The 15,943-nt window shown below is 68.9% G+C and carries 19 protein-coding genes; 5 read left to right on the top strand and 14 right to left on the bottom strand.

Annotated features, from left to right (window positions below):
* Positions 1–3: 3 nt before the first annotated feature.
* Positions 4–885, bottom strand: coding sequence for a hypothetical protein (locus VKZ87_RS05930; RefSeq protein WP_324220333.1), 882 nt, complete (start codon positions 883–885; stop codon positions 4–6).
* A 98-nt stretch (positions 886–983) separates the two neighbouring features.
* Positions 984–1,646, bottom strand: a complete 663-nt coding sequence (locus VKZ87_RS05925) for a ribonuclease T2 family protein (protein WP_324220332.1) — start codon at positions 1,644–1,646, stop codon at positions 984–986.
* 64 nt (positions 1,647–1,710) lie between these two features.
* On the opposite strand from VKZ87_RS05925, the gene nth reads away from it, so the two are divergent.
* Entirely contained in the window at positions 1,711–2,352 is a 642-nt protein-coding gene (nth, locus tag VKZ87_RS05920; protein ID WP_324220331.1) for an endonuclease III, read from the top strand.
* 29 nt (positions 2,353–2,381) lie between these two features.
* A complete protein-coding gene (locus VKZ87_RS05915) occupies positions 2,382–2,762 on the top strand; it encodes a hypothetical protein (RefSeq protein ID WP_324220330.1) in 381 nt (126 codons plus the stop codon).
* Positions 2,763–2,778: 16 nt separating this feature from the next.
* On the opposite strand, the gene VKZ87_RS05910 is transcribed toward VKZ87_RS05915, so the two are convergent.
* The 4 genes from VKZ87_RS05910 to VKZ87_RS05895 form a co-directional block, all read right to left on the bottom strand.
* Entirely contained in the window at positions 2,779–3,183 is a 405-nt protein-coding gene (locus VKZ87_RS05910) for a hypothetical protein (RefSeq protein WP_324220329.1), read from the bottom strand.
* 100 nt (positions 3,184–3,283) lie between these two features.
* On the bottom strand, positions 3,284–3,775 hold the full coding sequence (locus VKZ87_RS05905; protein WP_324220328.1) for a polymer-forming cytoskeletal protein: 492 nt from the start codon (positions 3,773–3,775) through the stop codon (positions 3,284–3,286).
* 245 nt (positions 3,776–4,020) lie between these two features.
* Positions 4,021–4,698 carry an EI24 domain-containing protein gene (locus tag VKZ87_RS05900; protein ID WP_324220327.1) on the bottom strand — a complete coding sequence of 226 codons (678 nt, stop codon included), beginning with the start codon at positions 4,696–4,698 and terminating at the stop codon, positions 4,021–4,023.
* Complete coding sequence (locus tag VKZ87_RS05895) at positions 4,695–6,146, bottom strand: amidase (protein WP_324220326.1); 1,452 nt, start codon at positions 6,144–6,146, stop codon at positions 4,695–4,697. Before VKZ87_RS05895 ends, VKZ87_RS05900 begins: the two co-directional genes overlap by 4 nt.
* 106 nt (positions 6,147–6,252) lie before the next feature.
* Between VKZ87_RS05895 and VKZ87_RS05890 the strand changes: the two genes are divergently transcribed.
* Positions 6,253–7,245 (top strand): adenosine kinase, encoded by a 993-nt coding sequence (locus VKZ87_RS05890; RefSeq protein WP_324220325.1) that lies wholly within the window; start codon positions 6,253–6,255, stop codon positions 7,243–7,245.
* A 6-nt stretch (positions 7,246–7,251) separates the two neighbouring features.
* On the opposite strand, the gene VKZ87_RS05885 is transcribed toward VKZ87_RS05890, so the two are convergent.
* From VKZ87_RS05885 to rpe, 3 genes are read right to left on the bottom strand one after another with little or no spacing between them, the layout of a single operon-like run.
* Positions 7,252–7,752 carry a HutD family protein gene (locus VKZ87_RS05885; protein ID WP_324220324.1) on the bottom strand — a complete coding sequence of 167 codons (501 nt, stop codon included), beginning with the start codon at positions 7,750–7,752 and terminating at the stop codon, positions 7,252–7,254.
* Positions 7,749–9,434 (bottom strand): heparinase II/III family protein, encoded by a 1,686-nt coding sequence (locus VKZ87_RS05880; RefSeq protein WP_324220323.1) that lies wholly within the window; start codon positions 9,432–9,434, stop codon positions 7,749–7,751. Before VKZ87_RS05880 ends, VKZ87_RS05885 begins: the two co-directional genes overlap by 4 nt.
* An 8-nt stretch (positions 9,435–9,442) precedes the next feature.
* Positions 9,443–10,126: a ribulose-phosphate 3-epimerase gene (gene rpe / locus VKZ87_RS05875; protein ID WP_324220322.1), complete on the bottom strand. Its 684-nt coding sequence runs from the start codon at positions 10,124–10,126 to the stop codon at positions 9,443–9,445.
* 196 nt (positions 10,127–10,322) lie between these two features.
* Between rpe and VKZ87_RS05870 the strand changes: the two genes are divergently transcribed.
* The gene (locus VKZ87_RS05870) at positions 10,323–11,567 is read left to right on the top strand and encodes an RsmB/NOP family class I SAM-dependent RNA methyltransferase (protein ID WP_324220321.1); all 1,245 of its coding nucleotides are present in this window, start codon (positions 10,323–10,325) and stop codon (positions 11,565–11,567) included.
* Positions 11,564–12,046 (top strand): GNAT family N-acetyltransferase, encoded by a 483-nt coding sequence (locus tag VKZ87_RS05865; RefSeq protein WP_324220320.1) that lies wholly within the window; start codon positions 11,564–11,566, stop codon positions 12,044–12,046. Before VKZ87_RS05870 ends, VKZ87_RS05865 begins: the two co-directional genes overlap by 4 nt.
* A gap of 11 nt (positions 12,047–12,057) precedes the next feature.
* On the opposite strand, the gene VKZ87_RS05860 is transcribed toward VKZ87_RS05865, so the two are convergent.
* The 5 genes from VKZ87_RS05860 to VKZ87_RS05840 all read right to left on the bottom strand — a co-directional run bounded on the left by VKZ87_RS05860 (position 12,058) and on the right by VKZ87_RS05840 (position 15,801).
* Positions 12,058–12,891: an N-acetylmuramoyl-L-alanine amidase family protein gene (locus tag VKZ87_RS05860; RefSeq protein WP_324220319.1), complete on the bottom strand. Its 834-nt coding sequence runs from the start codon at positions 12,889–12,891 to the stop codon at positions 12,058–12,060.
* A 144-nt stretch (positions 12,892–13,035) separates the two neighbouring features.
* Positions 13,036–13,380: an MmcQ/YjbR family DNA-binding protein gene (locus tag VKZ87_RS05855; RefSeq protein WP_324220318.1), complete on the bottom strand. Its 345-nt coding sequence runs from the start codon at positions 13,378–13,380 to the stop codon at positions 13,036–13,038.
* Between the two features lie 6 nt (positions 13,381–13,386).
* Positions 13,387–14,361: a J domain-containing protein gene (locus tag VKZ87_RS05850; RefSeq protein WP_324220317.1), complete on the bottom strand. Its 975-nt coding sequence runs from the start codon at positions 14,359–14,361 to the stop codon at positions 13,387–13,389.
* A gap of 32 nt (positions 14,362–14,393) precedes the next feature.
* Positions 14,394–15,302: a tetratricopeptide repeat protein gene (locus VKZ87_RS05845; protein WP_324220316.1), complete on the bottom strand. Its 909-nt coding sequence runs from the start codon at positions 15,300–15,302 to the stop codon at positions 14,394–14,396.
* Between the two features lie 4 nt (positions 15,303–15,306).
* Positions 15,307–15,801 (bottom strand): RT0821/Lpp0805 family surface protein, encoded by a 495-nt coding sequence (locus VKZ87_RS05840; RefSeq protein WP_324220315.1) that lies wholly within the window; start codon positions 15,799–15,801, stop codon positions 15,307–15,309.
* Positions 15,802–15,943: the final 142 nt, after the last annotated feature.

Genomic DNA, 15,943 nt, shown 5'->3' with positions numbered 1-15,943 from the left:
TTTTCAGTACGCCACGGGCAGGTCGCCGGCCTCGACGGCGACATCGCCGCCGAGATTGCCGATGAAGCTGCGCAGCTGGTCGAGCTGGTTGCGCTGCATCGGGTCGGTGCCGTTGAGGATGAGCACCAGGGCGGGGCGGCTGAGGCCGAGCTGCTGGGCCAGTTCGTCCAGGCTCATGTTGACCGCGCGGCAGGCCTCGCTGACGGCGACGATCGAACCACGCTCGGCATAGAAGCGGCCGGCCATCTCGCGCACCCGGAAGCGGCGCGCCGGCGCGGCGCGGACCGGAAGCCCCGCCGGAGCGGCCGCGCGCCGCGAAATCCGCGCCCGGCCCTCGATGCGCAGCCGCGGCGGAATGAAGGCCTCGTGATGGATGCCGAAATCCTCCAGCGCCGGCGTTCTGGCGATCTCGGCCTTCAGCAGGCCGCTGACCGCGTCCACCAGCGTCTCGGCCAGCGGCGGCAGTTCGAACCGTTCGCCGCAGCGGTCGAAATATTCGGCGATCTCGGTGAGCCGGTTCAGCCGGCGCTCGAGAAACTGCCGCGAGCCGAGCGGCCAGGGCTTGCCGGATTCGACGATGCGCACGACAAAGACCTGCGTCGCATCCACCTCGATGATAACGACGCGCCAGCGCAGCTGCGCCAGATGCTTCTCCAGCGCCGCGCGCTTGCTGTCCTCGAACTGCGGCAGCCGCTCCTCCACCAGATCGACGAAGACCTGGAACTGGTCGACCTGCTCGATGAAGCGGCGGAAATCCTGGTAGCGGGCGGAGAAGGCGCGGCCCGACTGGTAGCGGGCGACCAGCGCGACACCCTGCTGCTCGACCCGGGCCAGGAGGCGGTTCGCCTCGCGCCGCAGCTTCTCGCTTTCGTTGGTGATCGCCAAATGCCCGCCCTCCGTGTGCGGGCTACCCTAGGGGAAACAGTTGCATCAAGCCAGCCCCAATTCTCGTAATAATTGGGAAGAATTGGCCTGATTGCTGATCAGCTCCGGCAGTCCACGGGGGCCCTGAGGCTGCGGTCGAGGCAGATCCGCAACTCCCGGATGCGGCCCTCGCGGCGGATGATCCGCAGATGCCGGCTTTCCAGCCCGGGATTGGCCGCCAGCACGGCCGCGCGCAGCCGGGCCGACGGCATCGAATCCGGTTCGGGGTACGGCAGGGCGAAGCGCTGCCGCAGCGCGGCGATGGCGGCGAAATAGGCCTCGGCGTCGAGCCCGCTGCAGCTGCCATGCTTGGCCCACTGGCACTGCATCAGCTGCTGGTCCGGCATGGTACAGAAATGCCGCCGCAGCAGGACCCCGGGCAGCGGCCGGTCCGGCGCGCAGTATTGCGGCCAGGGCTCCCGCGCCTGCCGGCGGCCGGCATATTGCGGCCAGAGCCCGTGCACCACCCAGCCGAAAGCGTTGTCGCGGCATTGTCCGGTCCTGCCGCGGCCCGCATCCGAGGCGCAGAAGGCCGGCGACCAGGAAAAGGCCAGCACGTAATGATCGAAATCGCCCGGCGCACCGCGGGCGGCCTCGCGGCGCGAACAGGGCGCGGGCTGCAGGCTGTCGGGGATGCGGCAGGCTTCCTGCGCCGCGGCAGGCAGCGGCGCGAGAAGCAGCAGCAGGGCCACAAGGGCAGCGCGCTTGCCGGAGCGGATCATCGCGGTCTAAAGATCATGACCCGCCCGCTTCTGCCAAGCCCCGTTCCGTCTTCCGCCGAGCCCGATGAAACCCGCCGCCGTCGAACAGTTCTTTGCCCGCCTCTCGGCCGCCGATCCGGAACCGAAGACCGAGCTGAATTACGTCAACGCCTATACCCTGCTGGTGGCGGTGGTGCTCTCGGCCCAGGCGACCGATGCCGGCGTGAACAAGGCGACGGCCGCGCTGTTCAGAAAGGTCACCCATCCCGCGCAGATGCTGAAACTGGGCGAGGCCGGGCTGAAGGAGCACATCAAGACGATCGGCCTGTTCAACGCCAAGGCCAAAAACGTCATCGCGCTGTCGAAAATCCTGGTGGAGCGGCATGGCGGCGAGGTGCCGCGCGACCGCGAGGCGCTGGAGGCCCTGCCCGGCGTCGGCCGCAAGACGGCGAACGTGGTGCTCAACGTGCTGTGGGGCGAACCCACCATCGCGGTGGACACGCATATCTTCCGCGTCGCCAACCGCACCGGGCTGGCAAAGGGCAAGACGCCGCTCGCCGTCGAGCTCGGCCTGCTGAAAGCGGTGCCGGCGAAATACCGGCGGCATGCGCATCACTGGCTGATCCTGCATGGCCGCTATGTCTGCAAGGCGCGGCGGCCCGAATGTTTCCGCTGCACCGTCGCCGATCTCTGCAGCTTCCGGCCGAAGACGAAGGCGCCGGACTGAAGGAGCGCGGCCAGCGAAGGAGCGCAGCCTTGCGCGTCATGTTCGACACCAACGCCTATGACGCGATCCTGACCGCAGGCGACGAGGAGCGCATCGCGGCGACGATCGCCGCCGGCGCCGTCACGCTGGTGACCACGCCGGTGCAGGAAGACGAGATCCGCCAGATCCGCAACCGTGCCAGACGGGAGGCACTGCTCGGCCTGCTGCGCCGGCTGGGCGGCACCCGCGTCGATCCGGCGACTGTGATCGCGGACGACATCACCTACATGAGCCGGGACGAGATTCTCGCGCGCGTGGCACAGGCCTGCTGCGACCGGCTGGTCACCGGCGACAGGGCGCTGGCGGCGGCAACGCCGCTGGCCGCCAGCTACGCCGATTTCGCACGCGACGTGCTGAAGCGCGACGCGTAGCCACGCAGGCCGGATGTCAGGAGGCCGGCGCGGTCTCCACGCTCGGCACCGGCGTCTTCAGCAGGGCGGCGAGGCATTCGGAATCGTCCACCGTCTGGCCGCGCACGCGGCTGAACACCTGGGCATGGGTGACACGCAGCCGCGCATTGGGGGAATCCGCACGCTCTTCGGGATAGAGGAACAGCAGCAGCGTGCAGCGCGGCGTCTCGGCGAGATACTGCCAGACTTCGCCCGGCGGCTCGCGCCGCAGGCTCGCCGGCTGGCCCAGCAGGGCGCGCGCCTCGGCATCGGACTTCATCACCACATCGGCGCTGACCGGACGGCGCGGTCCGGTTGCCGGCCGGTCGGTCACCGGCCGCAGCACGAGATCCAGCGGTTCCTCGACCAGACTGGTATCGACGACGGGACCGCTCGGCGACATGCCGCAGGCCGTCAGGGCAAGAAGAACAAACGCAGCGGAGAGCAGGCGCGGAGCAGAAGCTCCGCGCTGCAGAGTCAGACCAGACACGTCAACCGCGTGGTTATTCGGCGGCCGCCGAAGACGACGAGGAGGCCGGACGCGAGCCGGAAGCCACGGTCTGCACCGTGCCGGAAATCTCGCCGCCGCATTCGATCTCGATCTGGCCATAGGCGATCTCGCCCGAGACCTTGCCGCTGCCGCGGATCAGCAGACGGCCGCGCACGCTGAGGCGGCCTTCGAAGCGGCCGCGGATCTCGGCCTCCTCGACTTCCGCCGACCCCTTGAACTGGCCGGTCTCGCTGACCTCGACGAAACGGCTGTCGGTCAGCTGCGCTTCCACCTTGCCTTCGACGATGACGCGGTCGCAGGCGGTGATCTGGCCCGAGAGGCTGATCTCGCGGCCGATCATCAGCACCTTGGCTTCCGGATGGCCCTCACTGCGGTTGCCGCTGGCGGTGGCGGTGGCAGTCGCCTGGCTCGTGGCCTTCGGCAACTCGGGGCCGGGACGCTTGGCGATTTCAGGGCGGAAGGTCGGCGTGGGGTTCTCGGACATGGTGGCTCCCGTAGTGGAACTGGAAGTGGAGGGCAGAACTGGCTTGCCGACGGCGCGCAGATGAGCGGGCATCGGAGGAATATCGTCTTCAATCTTGCCCGGCGCCGCCTTGCCCGGTTGGGGCTGGACGCCTGCGTTGGTCGGTGATGCTGACGGCTTAGCCGCGGTATCGGACGCTGGCTTTTTACGACCAAACATACGCGAACTCCTCTTGAATAAATGCCCCCGTGGAACCCCTCCGGTTTTCAACCCGTAGCCTGGAGCCGCTTGTAGACGTGGACCATGAAAGCGGTCGCCACAATCGGCACAACGAAGTTTATCAAAGGAATGGTTAATAGAAGAACAATAATTACACCGCACAGCCATAAATCACCGCGATGCCGCCGGCGCAGCCGGTCGGCTTCGCTGCGCGGCAGATAGCGCCACGCTACGACTTCAAAATATTCGCGGCTTACCAGGAATCCGTTCACCAGCAGCGACAGCGCATACATGAAGGGCGGAAAGAAGATCAGCACGCCGTAGATCGGCAGCAGCAGCAGATTGACGCCGATCACGATGCCGAGGAACCGCAGCGAGCCGCCGAGAGCGGGCCAGAAAGGCAGCGCGCGGCCGCGCGGATCGCCGGGATAGTAGCGCTGTTCGACGGCATCGGCGATGTCATCGAGGAACAGTCCGACCGCCGCCGTCATCACGGCCGGAAAAAGTAACAGCATTGCTACAAAAAAGCCCACGCCGGACGCGAAGCCGATCACCCAGTCGAGCCAGGTCTGCTCGGTCTCGGGCAGCATGGCGACGCCGAACCACAGCACGACCGCCAGCACGGCGAAGACCGCCATGCTGACCAGCAGCGAGCGCCACAGAACGCGCCGGAAGGTCGGGTCGGGCAGCTGCGCCAGCGCCAGCCGCAGGGACGGGACGATCATGATGCGCTGCCCGCAACGGGATCGACCGGCACCCGCGCGGCCAGTCCGAGATCGGATTCAAGCAGGGCGCAGAAGGCCAGCAGTTCCGCCTCGCCGCGCGGACGCGCCACGACCTGCAGTCCGACCGGCAGGCCGCTGCGCGTGAAGCCGGCCGGAATCGAGATTGCCGGCGTGCCGGTCAGCGTGATGGCGAAGGTGAGCACCAGCCAGGAGATGTAGGTGTCGAACTTCCGCCCGCCGAGCTCTTCCAGATAGCGGATGCGATGATCGAAGGGCGGTGACACCGCGGTGGGCAGCAGCAGGAAGTCGTGGCGTTCGAAATAGCCGATGAGGCGGTTGGTGATCGCGCCCTGCACGCGGCGCGCCTCGGCGATCTCGGGCCCGCCGAGCTTCAGGCCCTTCTCGGCATTCCAGATCACTTCCGGTTTCACCAGATCCTGCTTGCCCTCGATGCGCGGCCAGACCGAGGCGGCGAAGTTGGCCGCGCGCAGCACCTGGAAGCTTTCCTCCGCGCCGGTGAAATCCGGCGTCTCGTCGCTGACCTTCGCGCCGAGCTTCTCCAGCCGCTTCACCGCCGCGGCGCAGATCTCGACCACTTCCGCGTCGACCGGCGACAGGCCGAGATCCGGTGTCCAGCCGATGCGGCAGCCGCCGGCGAAGCGCGATGGCAGGCGGCCGGCCGTCAGCGCGCGATCCACGGCCTCGACGAAGGAGGTTTCCGGACGCGGCAGGCTCAGCGGATCGCGATGATCGGCGCCGACCTGGGCATCCAGCATCAGCGCGCAGTCGCCGACATTGCGCCCCATCGGCCCCAGAACCGAAAGCGTGTCGAAAGGCAGGGTGCGCGGCCCCCAGGCCACCCGGCCCGGCGACGGCCGCAGCCCGACGATGCCGGTGAAGCTGGCCGGGATGCGCAGCGAGCCGCCAAGATCTGAGCCGTCGGCCAGCCAGACCTCGCCGGTCGCGACCGCCACGGCCGAGCCGCCGGAGGAACCCGCCGGCGTAAGCGCGGTGTTCCACGGATTGGTGGTGGTGCCGAACACCTCGTTGAAGGTCTGGGCGCCGGCGCCGAATTCCGGGGTATTCGCCTTGGCGATCACGATGCCGCCGTTGCGCTCCAGGCGCTCGACGGAATAGTCGGAGCGCTGCGAAACATGCTTCTCGAAGGCCCGGCTGCCCCAGGTGGTGCGCACGCCCTGCACCTCGACCAGATCCTTGATCGCCACCGGCAGGCCATGCAGATAGCCCGGCGGCGCCGGATCGGGCGGCACCAGCTTTTCCGCCGCTGCCCGGGCGCGGTCGAGGCACAGCGTCGGCAGGGCGTTGACCATCGGCTCCACGGCGGCGATCCGCTCGGCCGCCGCATCGATCAGCTCGGCGGGCGAGACCTGGCGTGAGGCAAGGGCCGCCACGGCCTGTCGGGCGGTCATCCGGATCAGCTCGTTCATCGTCTCTCCTCGCTGTTGCGGCGGGTCGGCCTGCAAGCGCATTTGCCTTCCCGGGATCGGTCCGCTAGAGAGTAACTTCAATCACCGTCCGGGGGAACGATTCCGCATGTCCAGCAGCCAGACCCACGTGCTCGCCATCGGCAACGCCATCGTCGATGTGCTGGCCCGCGTCGACAACGACTTCCTCGACGAACATGGCATGACCAAGGGCAGCATGACGCTGATCGACGGCGGCCGGGCGGAACAGCTGTACGGCGCCATGGGCCCGACGGTGGAGATGTCCGGCGGCTCGGCAGCCAATACCGCGGCGGGCATCGCCTCGCTCGGCGGCAATGTCCAGTTCATCGGACGCGTGCGCAACGACCCGCTGGGCCAGTCCTTCATCCGCGACATCCGCGGCCTCGGCGTGCGCTACGACGTGCCGCCGGCATCCGAAGGCCCCTCAACCGCGCGCTGCCTGATCCTGGTGACGCCCGATGCACAGCGCACCATGAATACCTATCTCGGCGCATCCATCGACCTGACCCCCGAGGATATCGAGCCCGCCGCCGTCTCGCGCGCCGAGATCGTCTATCTGGAAGGCTATCTCTGGGACCAGCCGCAGGCCAAGGACGCCATGCGCAAGGCGATCCGCCTCGCCCATGATGCCGGCCGCCGCGTGGCGCTGACCCTGTCCGACAGTTTCTGCGTCGACCGCCACCGGGCGGAGTTCCTGCATCTCGCCGAACACCATGTCGACATCCTGTTCGCCAACGAGGCCGAGATCAAATCGCTCTACCAGGTCGGCGATTTCGATTCCGCCCTGCAGCAGGCGCGCGAGCATGTCGACATCGCGGCGCTTACCCGCTCGGAGAAGGGATCGGTGATCCTGGCCGGCGAAGAAGTGCACATCATCGATGCGGTGCCGAACGTGAACGTCATCGACACCACCGGCGCCGGCGACCTCTATGCCGCCGGCTTCCTCTACGGCCTGACCCATGACTTCGATCTGCATGCGGCCGGCCAGCTCGGCGCGCTCTGCGCCGCGGAAGTGATCGCCCAGATAGGCCCGCGGCCGCAATCGCCGCTCAAGCCGCTGATCGGCCGCGTGAAGCGCTGAGATAACTCAGCGGATTCCCGTCGCGGCGTGCAGCACGGTCTGCTCGTCGAGACGGACGCTGACGCCGGCCTCGGCGATCAGGGCATGGCCGAGCGACGGCAGCGGCGCGCGGCTGGTGGTGACGTTGACCCGCATCAGCATGTCGGCACGCGCAATCACGTTGAGCACCACGCTGGGGCCGCCGTTCAGCGTGCAATGGGTGATGCCGTCGCCGGGGAAGCTTTCCACCGCAAAGCGCTCGGTGACGTGAAGCTTTTCACGGTCGGCAAACGACAGCGTGAAGCCGTTGCCCTCCAGCAGGAGGATCCAGCGCAGCATCCCGGGGAAGACGGAGAAGGCGCCGTCCTTTTCGATGATCGCGCGGCTGACCCGCCAGTCGAAATTCTTCCAGTCGGCACCGGGCGGGAAGCAGGCGATCTCGGAAGTCACGCCGCCGCCATTCTTCCAGCGCTGCGGTGTCAGCGCATCCAGCCGCACCAGTCTGCCGCCGCCGATCATACTGCTCATCCGATCCTGCTGAGCGCCCATTTGAAGACGAGCGGTTCGGCACCGGCGGAGCCCGTCATGACGATCTGCTGCGTCCGCCGCGGCTCGCCGCCGCCATTGGCATCGTTACGCCCGAAATACACGCTGTCTTCCAGCCGCACAACACCGCCCGCGCCGCGGAAGCGCCAGCCCTGTCCGCTGCCGCTCTTCAGGATCACCGTGTCGCCGCTGGCCAGCGCCGAGGCATGCACGCTGGGATGCAGATGCAGCCGCAGCACGGCTTCCACCGGCTGTCCGCGATCGGCCGCGCCGGTCGCAGTGATGGTATCCTCGCCGCGCAGGTCGTCGCCGCCCGCCGACAGATAGAGCCGCCGGCGATGCAGCCGGCCGCCGAAGACCGGCGCCCAGCCGTCATGCTCCAGCTCGAACCAGACCGCGCCGTCCTGTTCGTTGCGCGCAACCTTGACCCGCGCGCCGTCGACAGGTTCCGCGTTGCCGAGCGTCACTGTGCTGTGCGCGGCGATGCCGCTGAGCGCGGCGGCCCAGCCGCCGCCCGCGCGCCGCGCCGCGCCGCAATTGACGATCAGGCGATCCTTGCCGTGGCTGAATTCGAAGGCGAGCAGGCCGTGATGCGGCCGCGAGCCCGCGAAGGCCGGCGGCGGCGCGCCGGCATCGAGCAGCAGCAGGGCGCGCTTGACGACGGCGCGCTCGAAGCCGCTGAGATGCGCCGAGCTGAGCGGCTTGCCCTTGGACTCCGACAGGTCCAGCACCTGATCGATCTGCGCCGGAATTTCCTCTTCGCCGCCGTGGAACAGCGCGAGGCCGCCATCGCCATGGCGGAAGAAGCGCAGCATCGGCGCCATGCGGTCGAGATAGGGCTGCAGCAATGCCGCCCGTTCGGGATCGACCACGCGCAGGAACTGCCACAGCGGCACGAGATCGCGCAGCATGAGGAAGACGCGCGACGGACAGCGCGAGGCATGGCCACCATCGGCCAGCACCTGCTGCTCGGCGGCCTCGCTCAGCTGCTGCACCGCCAGCGGATAGGGCCGCTGCCCCGGCTTGAGATCGCCGCGCGGCAGGCATTCGGCGACATAGGCAAGGCCGAGAAAGGCATCGATGCGCGGCTGGCCGGGCGGCGCGAAGCGGGCAATGCGGCCGAGATGAACGGCATGGCGTTCGATGCCGAGCAGGAAATCGTGGGCGAAGGCTTCGTCGGCGCCCTGCAGCAGGAAATGCGCATGGCTCAGCCAGTGCGCCAGCCGCCGGCCCGCCACATCGGCACGCCAGGGCAGGCCCTGGATGCGCTGGTGCCGTTCCAGCCAGGAGGTGACCAGCGAACGCGACATGCGCCGCGCCATATCGCCGCCCTGCGCCGCGAAATCGCGCAGCCAGCCGAAGCCGTGCAGCACCGCGGCCCAGCCTTCGAAGCTCGGCGCGTCGAGCCGGAGTTCCTCGGCGGTCATCGACCAGGGCGGCGCATGCGGCGAAACGACCTCGACGCCGGCGAAGATGAAGCGGCCCTGGAAGAGGCGGTCGGCATTGGCGGCCGAACCCGGCCAGGCATGGTCGGGCAGCACCGGCAGTTCCAGCGGCGCCTTGCGCGGCAGCGTCCAGGCGTAGAGGCGCGTGCGGAACAGCGCGGCGCCGATGCGCCGCGCCAGCTTCAGGGCAAAAGTATCCTGGAGCGCCGCGGCCGCCACGCCGGGCTTCACGCAGCGGCTGGCGCGGGAGCGGCGCGGACCCGCGCGATGTTGTCGGCGTAGGCCGCGGCTCCGCCCTGGAAGGTTGCGGTGCCGGCGACCAGCACGTCGGCGCCGGCCGCGACCGCCAGCTTCGCCGTCTCGGCATTGATGCCGCCATCGACCTCGAGATCGATCTGCCGGCCGCTGGCATCGATCGCATTGCGCAGCACGCGGATCTTCTCGAGCTGGGTCGGAATGAATTTCTGGCCGCCGAAACCGGGATTGACGCTCATCACCAGCACGAGATCGACCATGTCGAGCACGGCGAGCGCAACCTCCACCGGCGTGCCGGGATTGAGCGACAGGCCGGGCTTTTTGCCCAGCGAGCGGATCAGCTGCAGGGTGCGGTGGACATGCGGGCCGGCTTCGGGATGCACGGTGATGATGTCGGCGCCCGCTTCCGCGAATTGCGGGATGAAGGCATCGACCGGCGAGATCATCAGATGCACGTCGAACGGCTTTTTCGTGTGCTTGCGCAGAGCGGCAACGACGCCCGGGCCGATCGTCAGGTTCGGGACGAAATGGCCGTCCATCACGTCGATATGGATATAGTCGGCGCCGGCGCGATCGATGGCGGCGACTTCCTCGCCCAGACGGGCGAAATCGGCCGAAAGGATGGATGGGGCGATTCGGGTCGGCTGCTGCGGCATGGCGCAGGATTAACAGGTTCCGCCCCCGCCGCCAAGCCAAGGGGCTGCCATGGTTTTGCCGCAAATGGCCCGCGCGGGCGCAGGCGCGGACTCCATTTGGTCATACATGGCCGGCCTCGACGGCCGGCCGGCGCGCGACTACAAAGGAAGCATGTCCGCCCCGCCCGAGTCTGAATCTGCCGCGCCGAGTGCGCGCATGGTCGCCGCCTTCCTGCTCGGCGCCGTGCTGGACCGGCGCCGGGCGCTGGACGACGCCATGACCGATCCCCAGGGCGGTTTCGCCGCGCTGGCCGACCGCGACCGCGCCTTCACCCGGCGTCTGGTCGCCACCGCCCTGCGCCGCCGCGGCCAGGTCGACGCAGTGCTGCAGGGCTGGCTGACGCAGTGGCCGAAGGGCCTGCCGGGCAATGCGCTGCGGCTCGGCGCCACCGAACTGCTGTTCCTCGATGCGCCGGCCCATGCCGCCGTGCACAGCACGGTGGAAATCGTGCCCGAGAAGATGCGCGGTCTGGTCAATGCCGTGCTGCGCAAGGTGGCATCCGAAGGCGCCGCCACCGTGGCGCAGCAGGATGCGCCGCGGCTGAACACGCCGGACTGGCTGTGGCGCAGCTGGGTGGCGGCCTATGGCGAGGAAACGACGCGCGCCATCGCCGAGGCCCACAGCCGCGAGGCGCCGCTGGATATTTCCGTCGCCAGCGACGTGCATGACTGGGCGACGAACCTGAAGGCGGAGGTGCTGCCGAACGGATCGCTGCGACGCCACGAGGGCGGCCCGGTGGAAAGCCTGCCCGGCTTCGATTCCGGCGGCTGGTGGATCCAGGATGCGGCGGCAACCCTGCCCGTGCGCATGCTGGGCGACGTGAAGGGCCAGATCGTCGCCGATCTCTGCGCCGCGCCCGGCGGCAAGACGGCGCAGCTCGGGGCGCTCGGCGCCGCGGTGACGGCCGTCGACCGGTCGCCGCAGCGGCTGAAGCGGCTGCAGCAGAATCTCGACCGCCTGCGTCAGATGGCCTCGGTGATCTGCGCCGATATCGAGACCTGGCAGGCGCCGGAGGCCTTCGACGCCGTGCTGCTGGATGCGCCCTGCACCGCGACCGGAACGATCCGCCGCCATCCCGACCTGCCGCATATCAAATCGGAAACCGACCTCGCCAAGCTGCGCGCCCTGCAGAGCCGGCTGATCGGCCATGCCTGGGACATGGTGAAGCCGGGCGGCCGCATGGTCTACTGCGTCTGCTCGCTGCAGCCGGAGGAAGGCGAAGGCCACCTCGAGCAGCTGCGCGCCCTGCCCGGCGCCAGCCTGCACCGCGCCAGCGCCGCCGATCTCAACGTGCCGAACGATGCCGTCACCAAGGATGGCTGCCTGCGCACCCTGCCCTCCATGTGGCATGAGCGCGGCGGCATGGACGGCTTCTTCGCCGTCCGGCTGGATCGCGCTTGAGCGCAGAGCTTCAGACAGCGAGGCTCCGGCTGACGCCGTTCGCGCAGGATGATGCCGCGGCTCTGCTGACGATCTTCCGCGACCCGGATGTGCGGCGCTACCTGCTCGACGATGCCATCGTCTCCGACGCATGCATGGCGCAGGAGATCGCCGCCAGCGAGACGCGGTTCGCCGAGGGAAAGCTCGGTCTCTGGTCGCTGCGCCTGCGGGACGAGCCGACGATCATCGGCTTCGCCGGCTTCCTGCCGGTGCGCGGCGTCTCGCAGCTGATGTACGGCCTGCTGCGGCAATACTGGCGCAAGGGCCTGGCCACCGAGGCGGCCCGCGCCGTCATCGCGGCGGCCCGTGCCGCCGGCCGTCACGAGATCGTCGCCGCCACCGACATTCCGAACGAGGCCTCGCAGCGGGTGCTGCGCCGGCTCGGTTTCATTGAGCAGGCCCGCAGCGACGGCCTCGTCGCCTACGAGAAGCCGCTCTAGCATTTCTGGCTCTATGCGTCGCGCAGATCGAGAGTGACGGGCGCGATTTCGCCGGCAAGGAAGCGGGCCAGTTCGGCGCGGGCGCGCGGGCTGCGCAGCACCTTCTCGTCCTGCGGATTGGTCAGGAAGCCCGTCTCGATCAGCACCGAGGGAATCGCCGGCGAGCGCAGCACGGCGAAATTCGCCGAGCGCATCGGATTATCGAGCAGGGGCACCGAACGGCCGACGCCGGTGATGATGCGACGCTTGGCGTTCAGCGACGCATTGTGGCTGTGGCGCCGGGCGAGATCGATCAGGATCGCCGCGGTCTGGCGATCCGTGGCGGAGGCATCGAAGCCGTAGATCGCATCCACCTGGTTCTCGCGGTCGGCCAGCGCGCGGGCGAAATCGTCCGACGCCTTCTCGGCCCGGCTGTAGGCCGAGAGGCCGCGCGCACGGCGGTTCGGCGCCGCATCGGCATGGATCGATATGAAGAGATCGGCGCCCTTGTCATGGGCGAAGGCGACCCGGCTGGCCAGCGGGATATAGGTATCGCGCTCGCGGGTCAGAAACACCCGGAGGTCTTTGTGCTTCGAGAGGACCTGCCGGATGGTCTGGCAGATCGACAGCGTGACATCCTTTTCCAGCGTCCCGCGACCGCCGATGGCGCCGGGATCGCGACCGCCATGGCCGGGATCGAGCACCAGCACGGCCGGCGGACGCGGCGGCACTTTCGGCGCGGGCCGCGGCGGCTTGGCCTCGGGCAGGGGAATCCCCTTGCGCCGCGCAGCATATGCGCCGCCCGGCAGGGCCGTGCCGCCGAGCAGGCCCAGAAGAGAGGTTAAGACGATCCGTCGTGAATACATGACCGAATCGGGCCCACCGCGAATCGGGTACGAATGCTGCGGACCATAGACGTCCGCCGGACTCCCCGGCAAGGGAGTCCGGCCTGAAGCTCTCAGGATATGGTGAATGCTTCGTTAAAAGCGCCCGCCCGACGCCGGGCGCAATCAGTCCAGCCGGCCGAGGCGTTTGGGTGCGGTGAGCCGGTAGCTGCGGCGGACGAGTTCGGCCACCTCATTCCAGTCCGGCCTGCGATCGAGCCGCATGCCGACCCATCCCCTGTGTCCCACATAGGGCGGCACGAAGAAGCGCTCCGGATCGGCGCCGACCAGCACTGTCTGGCTTCCCGGCAGTGCCTTGCACCACAGCGACGGCCGGCCGTCGCCCTGCTTGAACATCGCGAAGATCCTGTCGCGGACCCGGAAGGTGGGATCGCCCCAGGCCTCCTTCTCCATCGCCTCGGGCAGCGCGAGGCAGATGGCACGCAGACGATCCGCAGGCGATTTCGCCACGGCCGCCTACTCCACCGTGTATTTTGCCCGCACGTCGTACCTGTTCGACTTGGCCCAGCCCTCGATCAGCTTCTCCAGCGCGGAGTTCGGCTTCTCCGGCAGCACGATCTTGAGCTTCACATACTGGTCGCCGCGCTGGCCGGAGGCTCCCCCCTTGAGCGGGAAGCCGCGGCCCTTGAGGCGCAGGGTGGTGCCCGAGCTGGCGCCCTTCGGAACCGTCACCGCGACCATGCCGTCGATCGTCGGCACCGCGATCTTGGCGCCGAGTACGGCCTCGTCCAGGGTCACCGGCAATTCGAGATGCACGTCGTCGTTCTGCCGCGTGAAAAAGGCATGCGGCTCGACACTGACCTCGATCAGCGCATCGCCCGCCTCGCCGCCATTGATGCCGGGATCGCCCTGGTGGCGCAGCCGGATCTGCTGACCGTCGGCGAGACCGGCCGGAATGGTGACGTCGAGCTGCTTGCCGTCGGGCATGGTGAGGCGCCGCTTGGTGCCGCGGGCAGCGTCCATGAAGGCGATCTTCAGGCTGAAGCGGCGGTCGGCGCCGCGCTGCGGCATGGAGGTGCGGCGCGCGCCGGCACCGGGACGGCCGCGGCGCATCTGGCCGAAAATCTCGTCGAAGATGTCGTCGCCGGCGCCGGGGTCGAAGCCGCCGTAACCGAACGGTCCCCGCGCGCCGCCGAAGCCGCCGCGGAACCCGCCGGCGCCCGCGCCGCCGCCCGGATGGTAACCGCCGCGGAATCCCTGGGCGCGCGGCTGTCCGGCGGCATCGATTTCGCCGCGATCGAATTTCGCGCGCTTCTCCGGATCGCCGAGGATGTCGTAGGCGGCCGAAACCTCCTTGAACCGCTCGGTCGCCTTCGCATTGCCGGGATTGCGGTCGGGATGCAGTTCCTTGGCCAGCCTGCGATAGGCCTTGCGCAGCTCCTCCTGGCTCGCGCCGCGGGCCACGCCAAGGACATCATAGGGATCACGCATGGCCGACATTCTGCCAGACTAGGGTGCTGCCGTCACGGCTGCTGCCTGTCCGCCGGCGCGGCCTCCCCTTCCGCCGGCTCGCCGCTTTTGAAGAGATCGGGCAGCGAGACGCCGCCGCCGGAGCTGATCGCCGAGTAGAAGCGTCCGAGCAGGCCGCGGCCTTCGCTCCCGTCCGGCTGCGGAGCGGCAGGCTGCGCGGCGGCCTCCACCGGATCCGACGCCGGTGCGGGCGCCGGCTCGGCCGGTGCTGCAACCGGCATCGCGGGAGGCGGCTCCGCGGGCGCGGCCGCAGGCGTATCCGGGACCGGGGCGGGTGCCGGCGCCGGACTTGCCATTGCCCCGGCCGGAGGCGCCGGCGTCTCCGCTGCGGCTGCAGGCTGGCTTTCGACCGGACGGTCAGACGGCGCCGGCTCGCGCCGCATCACCAGCTGCGACAGACGCTCCAGCGCATCGGGCTGCCCCGCCTTGGCGGCATTGTTGTACCAGCCCAGCGCGACCGCCTCGTCCTTTTCCACGCCGAGGCCGAGTTCATACATCAGGCCAAGATTGTACTGCGCCACGGCATGGCCCTGCTTCGCCGCCGCGTCGAACCATTTCAGGGCTTCGGCGTAATCGACCGGCACGCCGTCGCCCTGCAGATAGATGGCACCGAGATTGGCCTGGGCACGGGAGAACCCCTTCTCGGCCGCGCGGCGATACCAGTGGATGGCCAGTTCGGGGCTGGCCTCGACGCCCTGACCCCAGCGATACAGATGCCCCAGATTGCGCATCGCCGCGACATCGCCGCCCTCGGCCAGCGGCAGCCAGGCCTCGAAGGCGGCTCTGTAATCTCCCGCCTCGTAGGCTTTCACTCCGGCGGCGAAATCGGCGCGGGCCGGACCGGCCATGACAAGCGCTGCCCCAAACAGCAGCGCCGCGGCGATGCCGGTCATGCGTGACATGGCATCAGCCCTGAACGACCTTCCAGCTGCCGTCGGGCTGGCGGCAGGCCGTGCCGTAGGCCTGCTCGGTCTTGCCGCCGACGGTCACCGACTGCTGGAACTCGCGGCAGTATTCGCCGCTGCTGGAGGTGCCCTCGCGGGTGGGCGTCACCGTGCCGGAATTGCCGCTGTCGGGATTGCGCCAGGAAATCGTCTGCCCGATCGGCGCCGTCGTGGCCTGCTGGCTGGCGCGCTCCATGGCGGTCCGGTCGGCCTTGTCGAGCGAGGCGCCGATCTGGTTGCCGAGCCAGGCGCCGGCCAGGGCGCCGGCGGCAACGCCGACCAGGCGGCCGGTGCCGCTGCCGAAAGCCGAACCGATGACCGCTCCGCCGACGCCGCCGAGCACGGTGCCGACGGTCTCCTTGTTCATCTGCGGACCGCCATTCCCGGTGGCGCAGCCGGTCAGGCCGAGCGCGGCGGCAAGAGCGACGACAACAGCGCGGGATGCAATGCGAGTCATGGGTAACCCCCTGAGAAAAAGCATTCCGCCGCGCGACAGCGAGGCGGTAGCCGAATCCGTTTTTTGTTCCGTTTCAGTATATTGGGCGCGCCTGCGCAGCCGCAAGACAGCGGCGATTCCGGATTTTCGCCAAATTCCGGCA

Origin of the sequence: Ferrovibrio sp., assembly GCF_035304305.1 — a bacterium.
Taxonomy (GTDB): Bacteria; Pseudomonadota; Alphaproteobacteria; order Ferrovibrionales; family Ferrovibrionaceae; genus Ferrovibrio.
The sequence above is the reverse complement of the archived record's forward strand: the minus strand, read 5'-3'. Positions and strand labels throughout refer to the sequence as shown.

What these genes read in the sequence shown, in the direction of transcription:
- rpe (WP_324220322.1), bottom strand. Translation starts at nt 10,126, where the DNA reads ATGCCGCAGCAGCCGACCCGAATCGCCCCATCCATCCTTTCGGCCGAT.
- VKZ87_RS05860 (WP_324220319.1), bottom strand. Translation starts at nt 12,891, where the DNA reads ATGTATTCACGACGGATCGTCTTAACCTCTCTTCTGGGCCTGCTCGGC.
- VKZ87_RS05840 (WP_324220315.1), bottom strand. Translation starts at nt 15,801, where the DNA reads ATGACTCGCATTGCATCCCGCGCTGTTGTCGTCGCTCTTGCCGCCGCG.
- VKZ87_RS05890 (WP_324220325.1), top strand. Translation starts at nt 6,253, where the DNA reads ATGTCCAGCAGCCAGACCCACGTGCTCGCCATCGGCAACGCCATCGTC.
- VKZ87_RS05895 (WP_324220326.1), bottom strand. Translation starts at nt 6,146, where the DNA reads ATGAACGAGCTGATCCGGATGACCGCCCGACAGGCCGTGGCGGCCCTT.
- nth (WP_324220331.1), top strand. Translation starts at nt 1,711, where the DNA reads ATGAAACCCGCCGCCGTCGAACAGTTCTTTGCCCGCCTCTCGGCCGCC.
- VKZ87_RS05910 (WP_324220329.1), bottom strand. Translation starts at nt 3,183, where the DNA reads ATGTCGCCGAGCGGTCCCGTCGTCGATACCAGTCTGGTCGAGGAACCG.
- VKZ87_RS05845 (WP_324220316.1), bottom strand. Translation starts at nt 15,302, where the DNA reads ATGTCACGCATGACCGGCATCGCCGCGGCGCTGCTGTTTGGGGCAGCG.
- VKZ87_RS05900 (WP_324220327.1), bottom strand. Translation starts at nt 4,698, where the DNA reads ATGATCGTCCCGTCCCTGCGGCTGGCGCTGGCGCAGCTGCCCGACCCG.
- VKZ87_RS05925 (WP_324220332.1), bottom strand. Translation starts at nt 1,646, where the DNA reads ATGATCCGCTCCGGCAAGCGCGCTGCCCTTGTGGCCCTGCTGCTGCTT.
- VKZ87_RS05905 (WP_324220328.1), bottom strand. Translation starts at nt 3,775, where the DNA reads ATGTCCGAGAACCCCACGCCGACCTTCCGCCCTGAAATCGCCAAGCGT.
- VKZ87_RS05850 (WP_324220317.1), bottom strand. Translation starts at nt 14,361, where the DNA reads ATGCGTGATCCCTATGATGTCCTTGGCGTGGCCCGCGGCGCGAGCCAG.
- VKZ87_RS05885 (WP_324220324.1), bottom strand. Translation starts at nt 7,752, where the DNA reads ATGAGCAGTATGATCGGCGGCGGCAGACTGGTGCGGCTGGATGCGCTG.
- VKZ87_RS05870 (WP_324220321.1), top strand. Translation starts at nt 10,323, where the DNA reads ATGGTCGCCGCCTTCCTGCTCGGCGCCGTGCTGGACCGGCGCCGGGCG.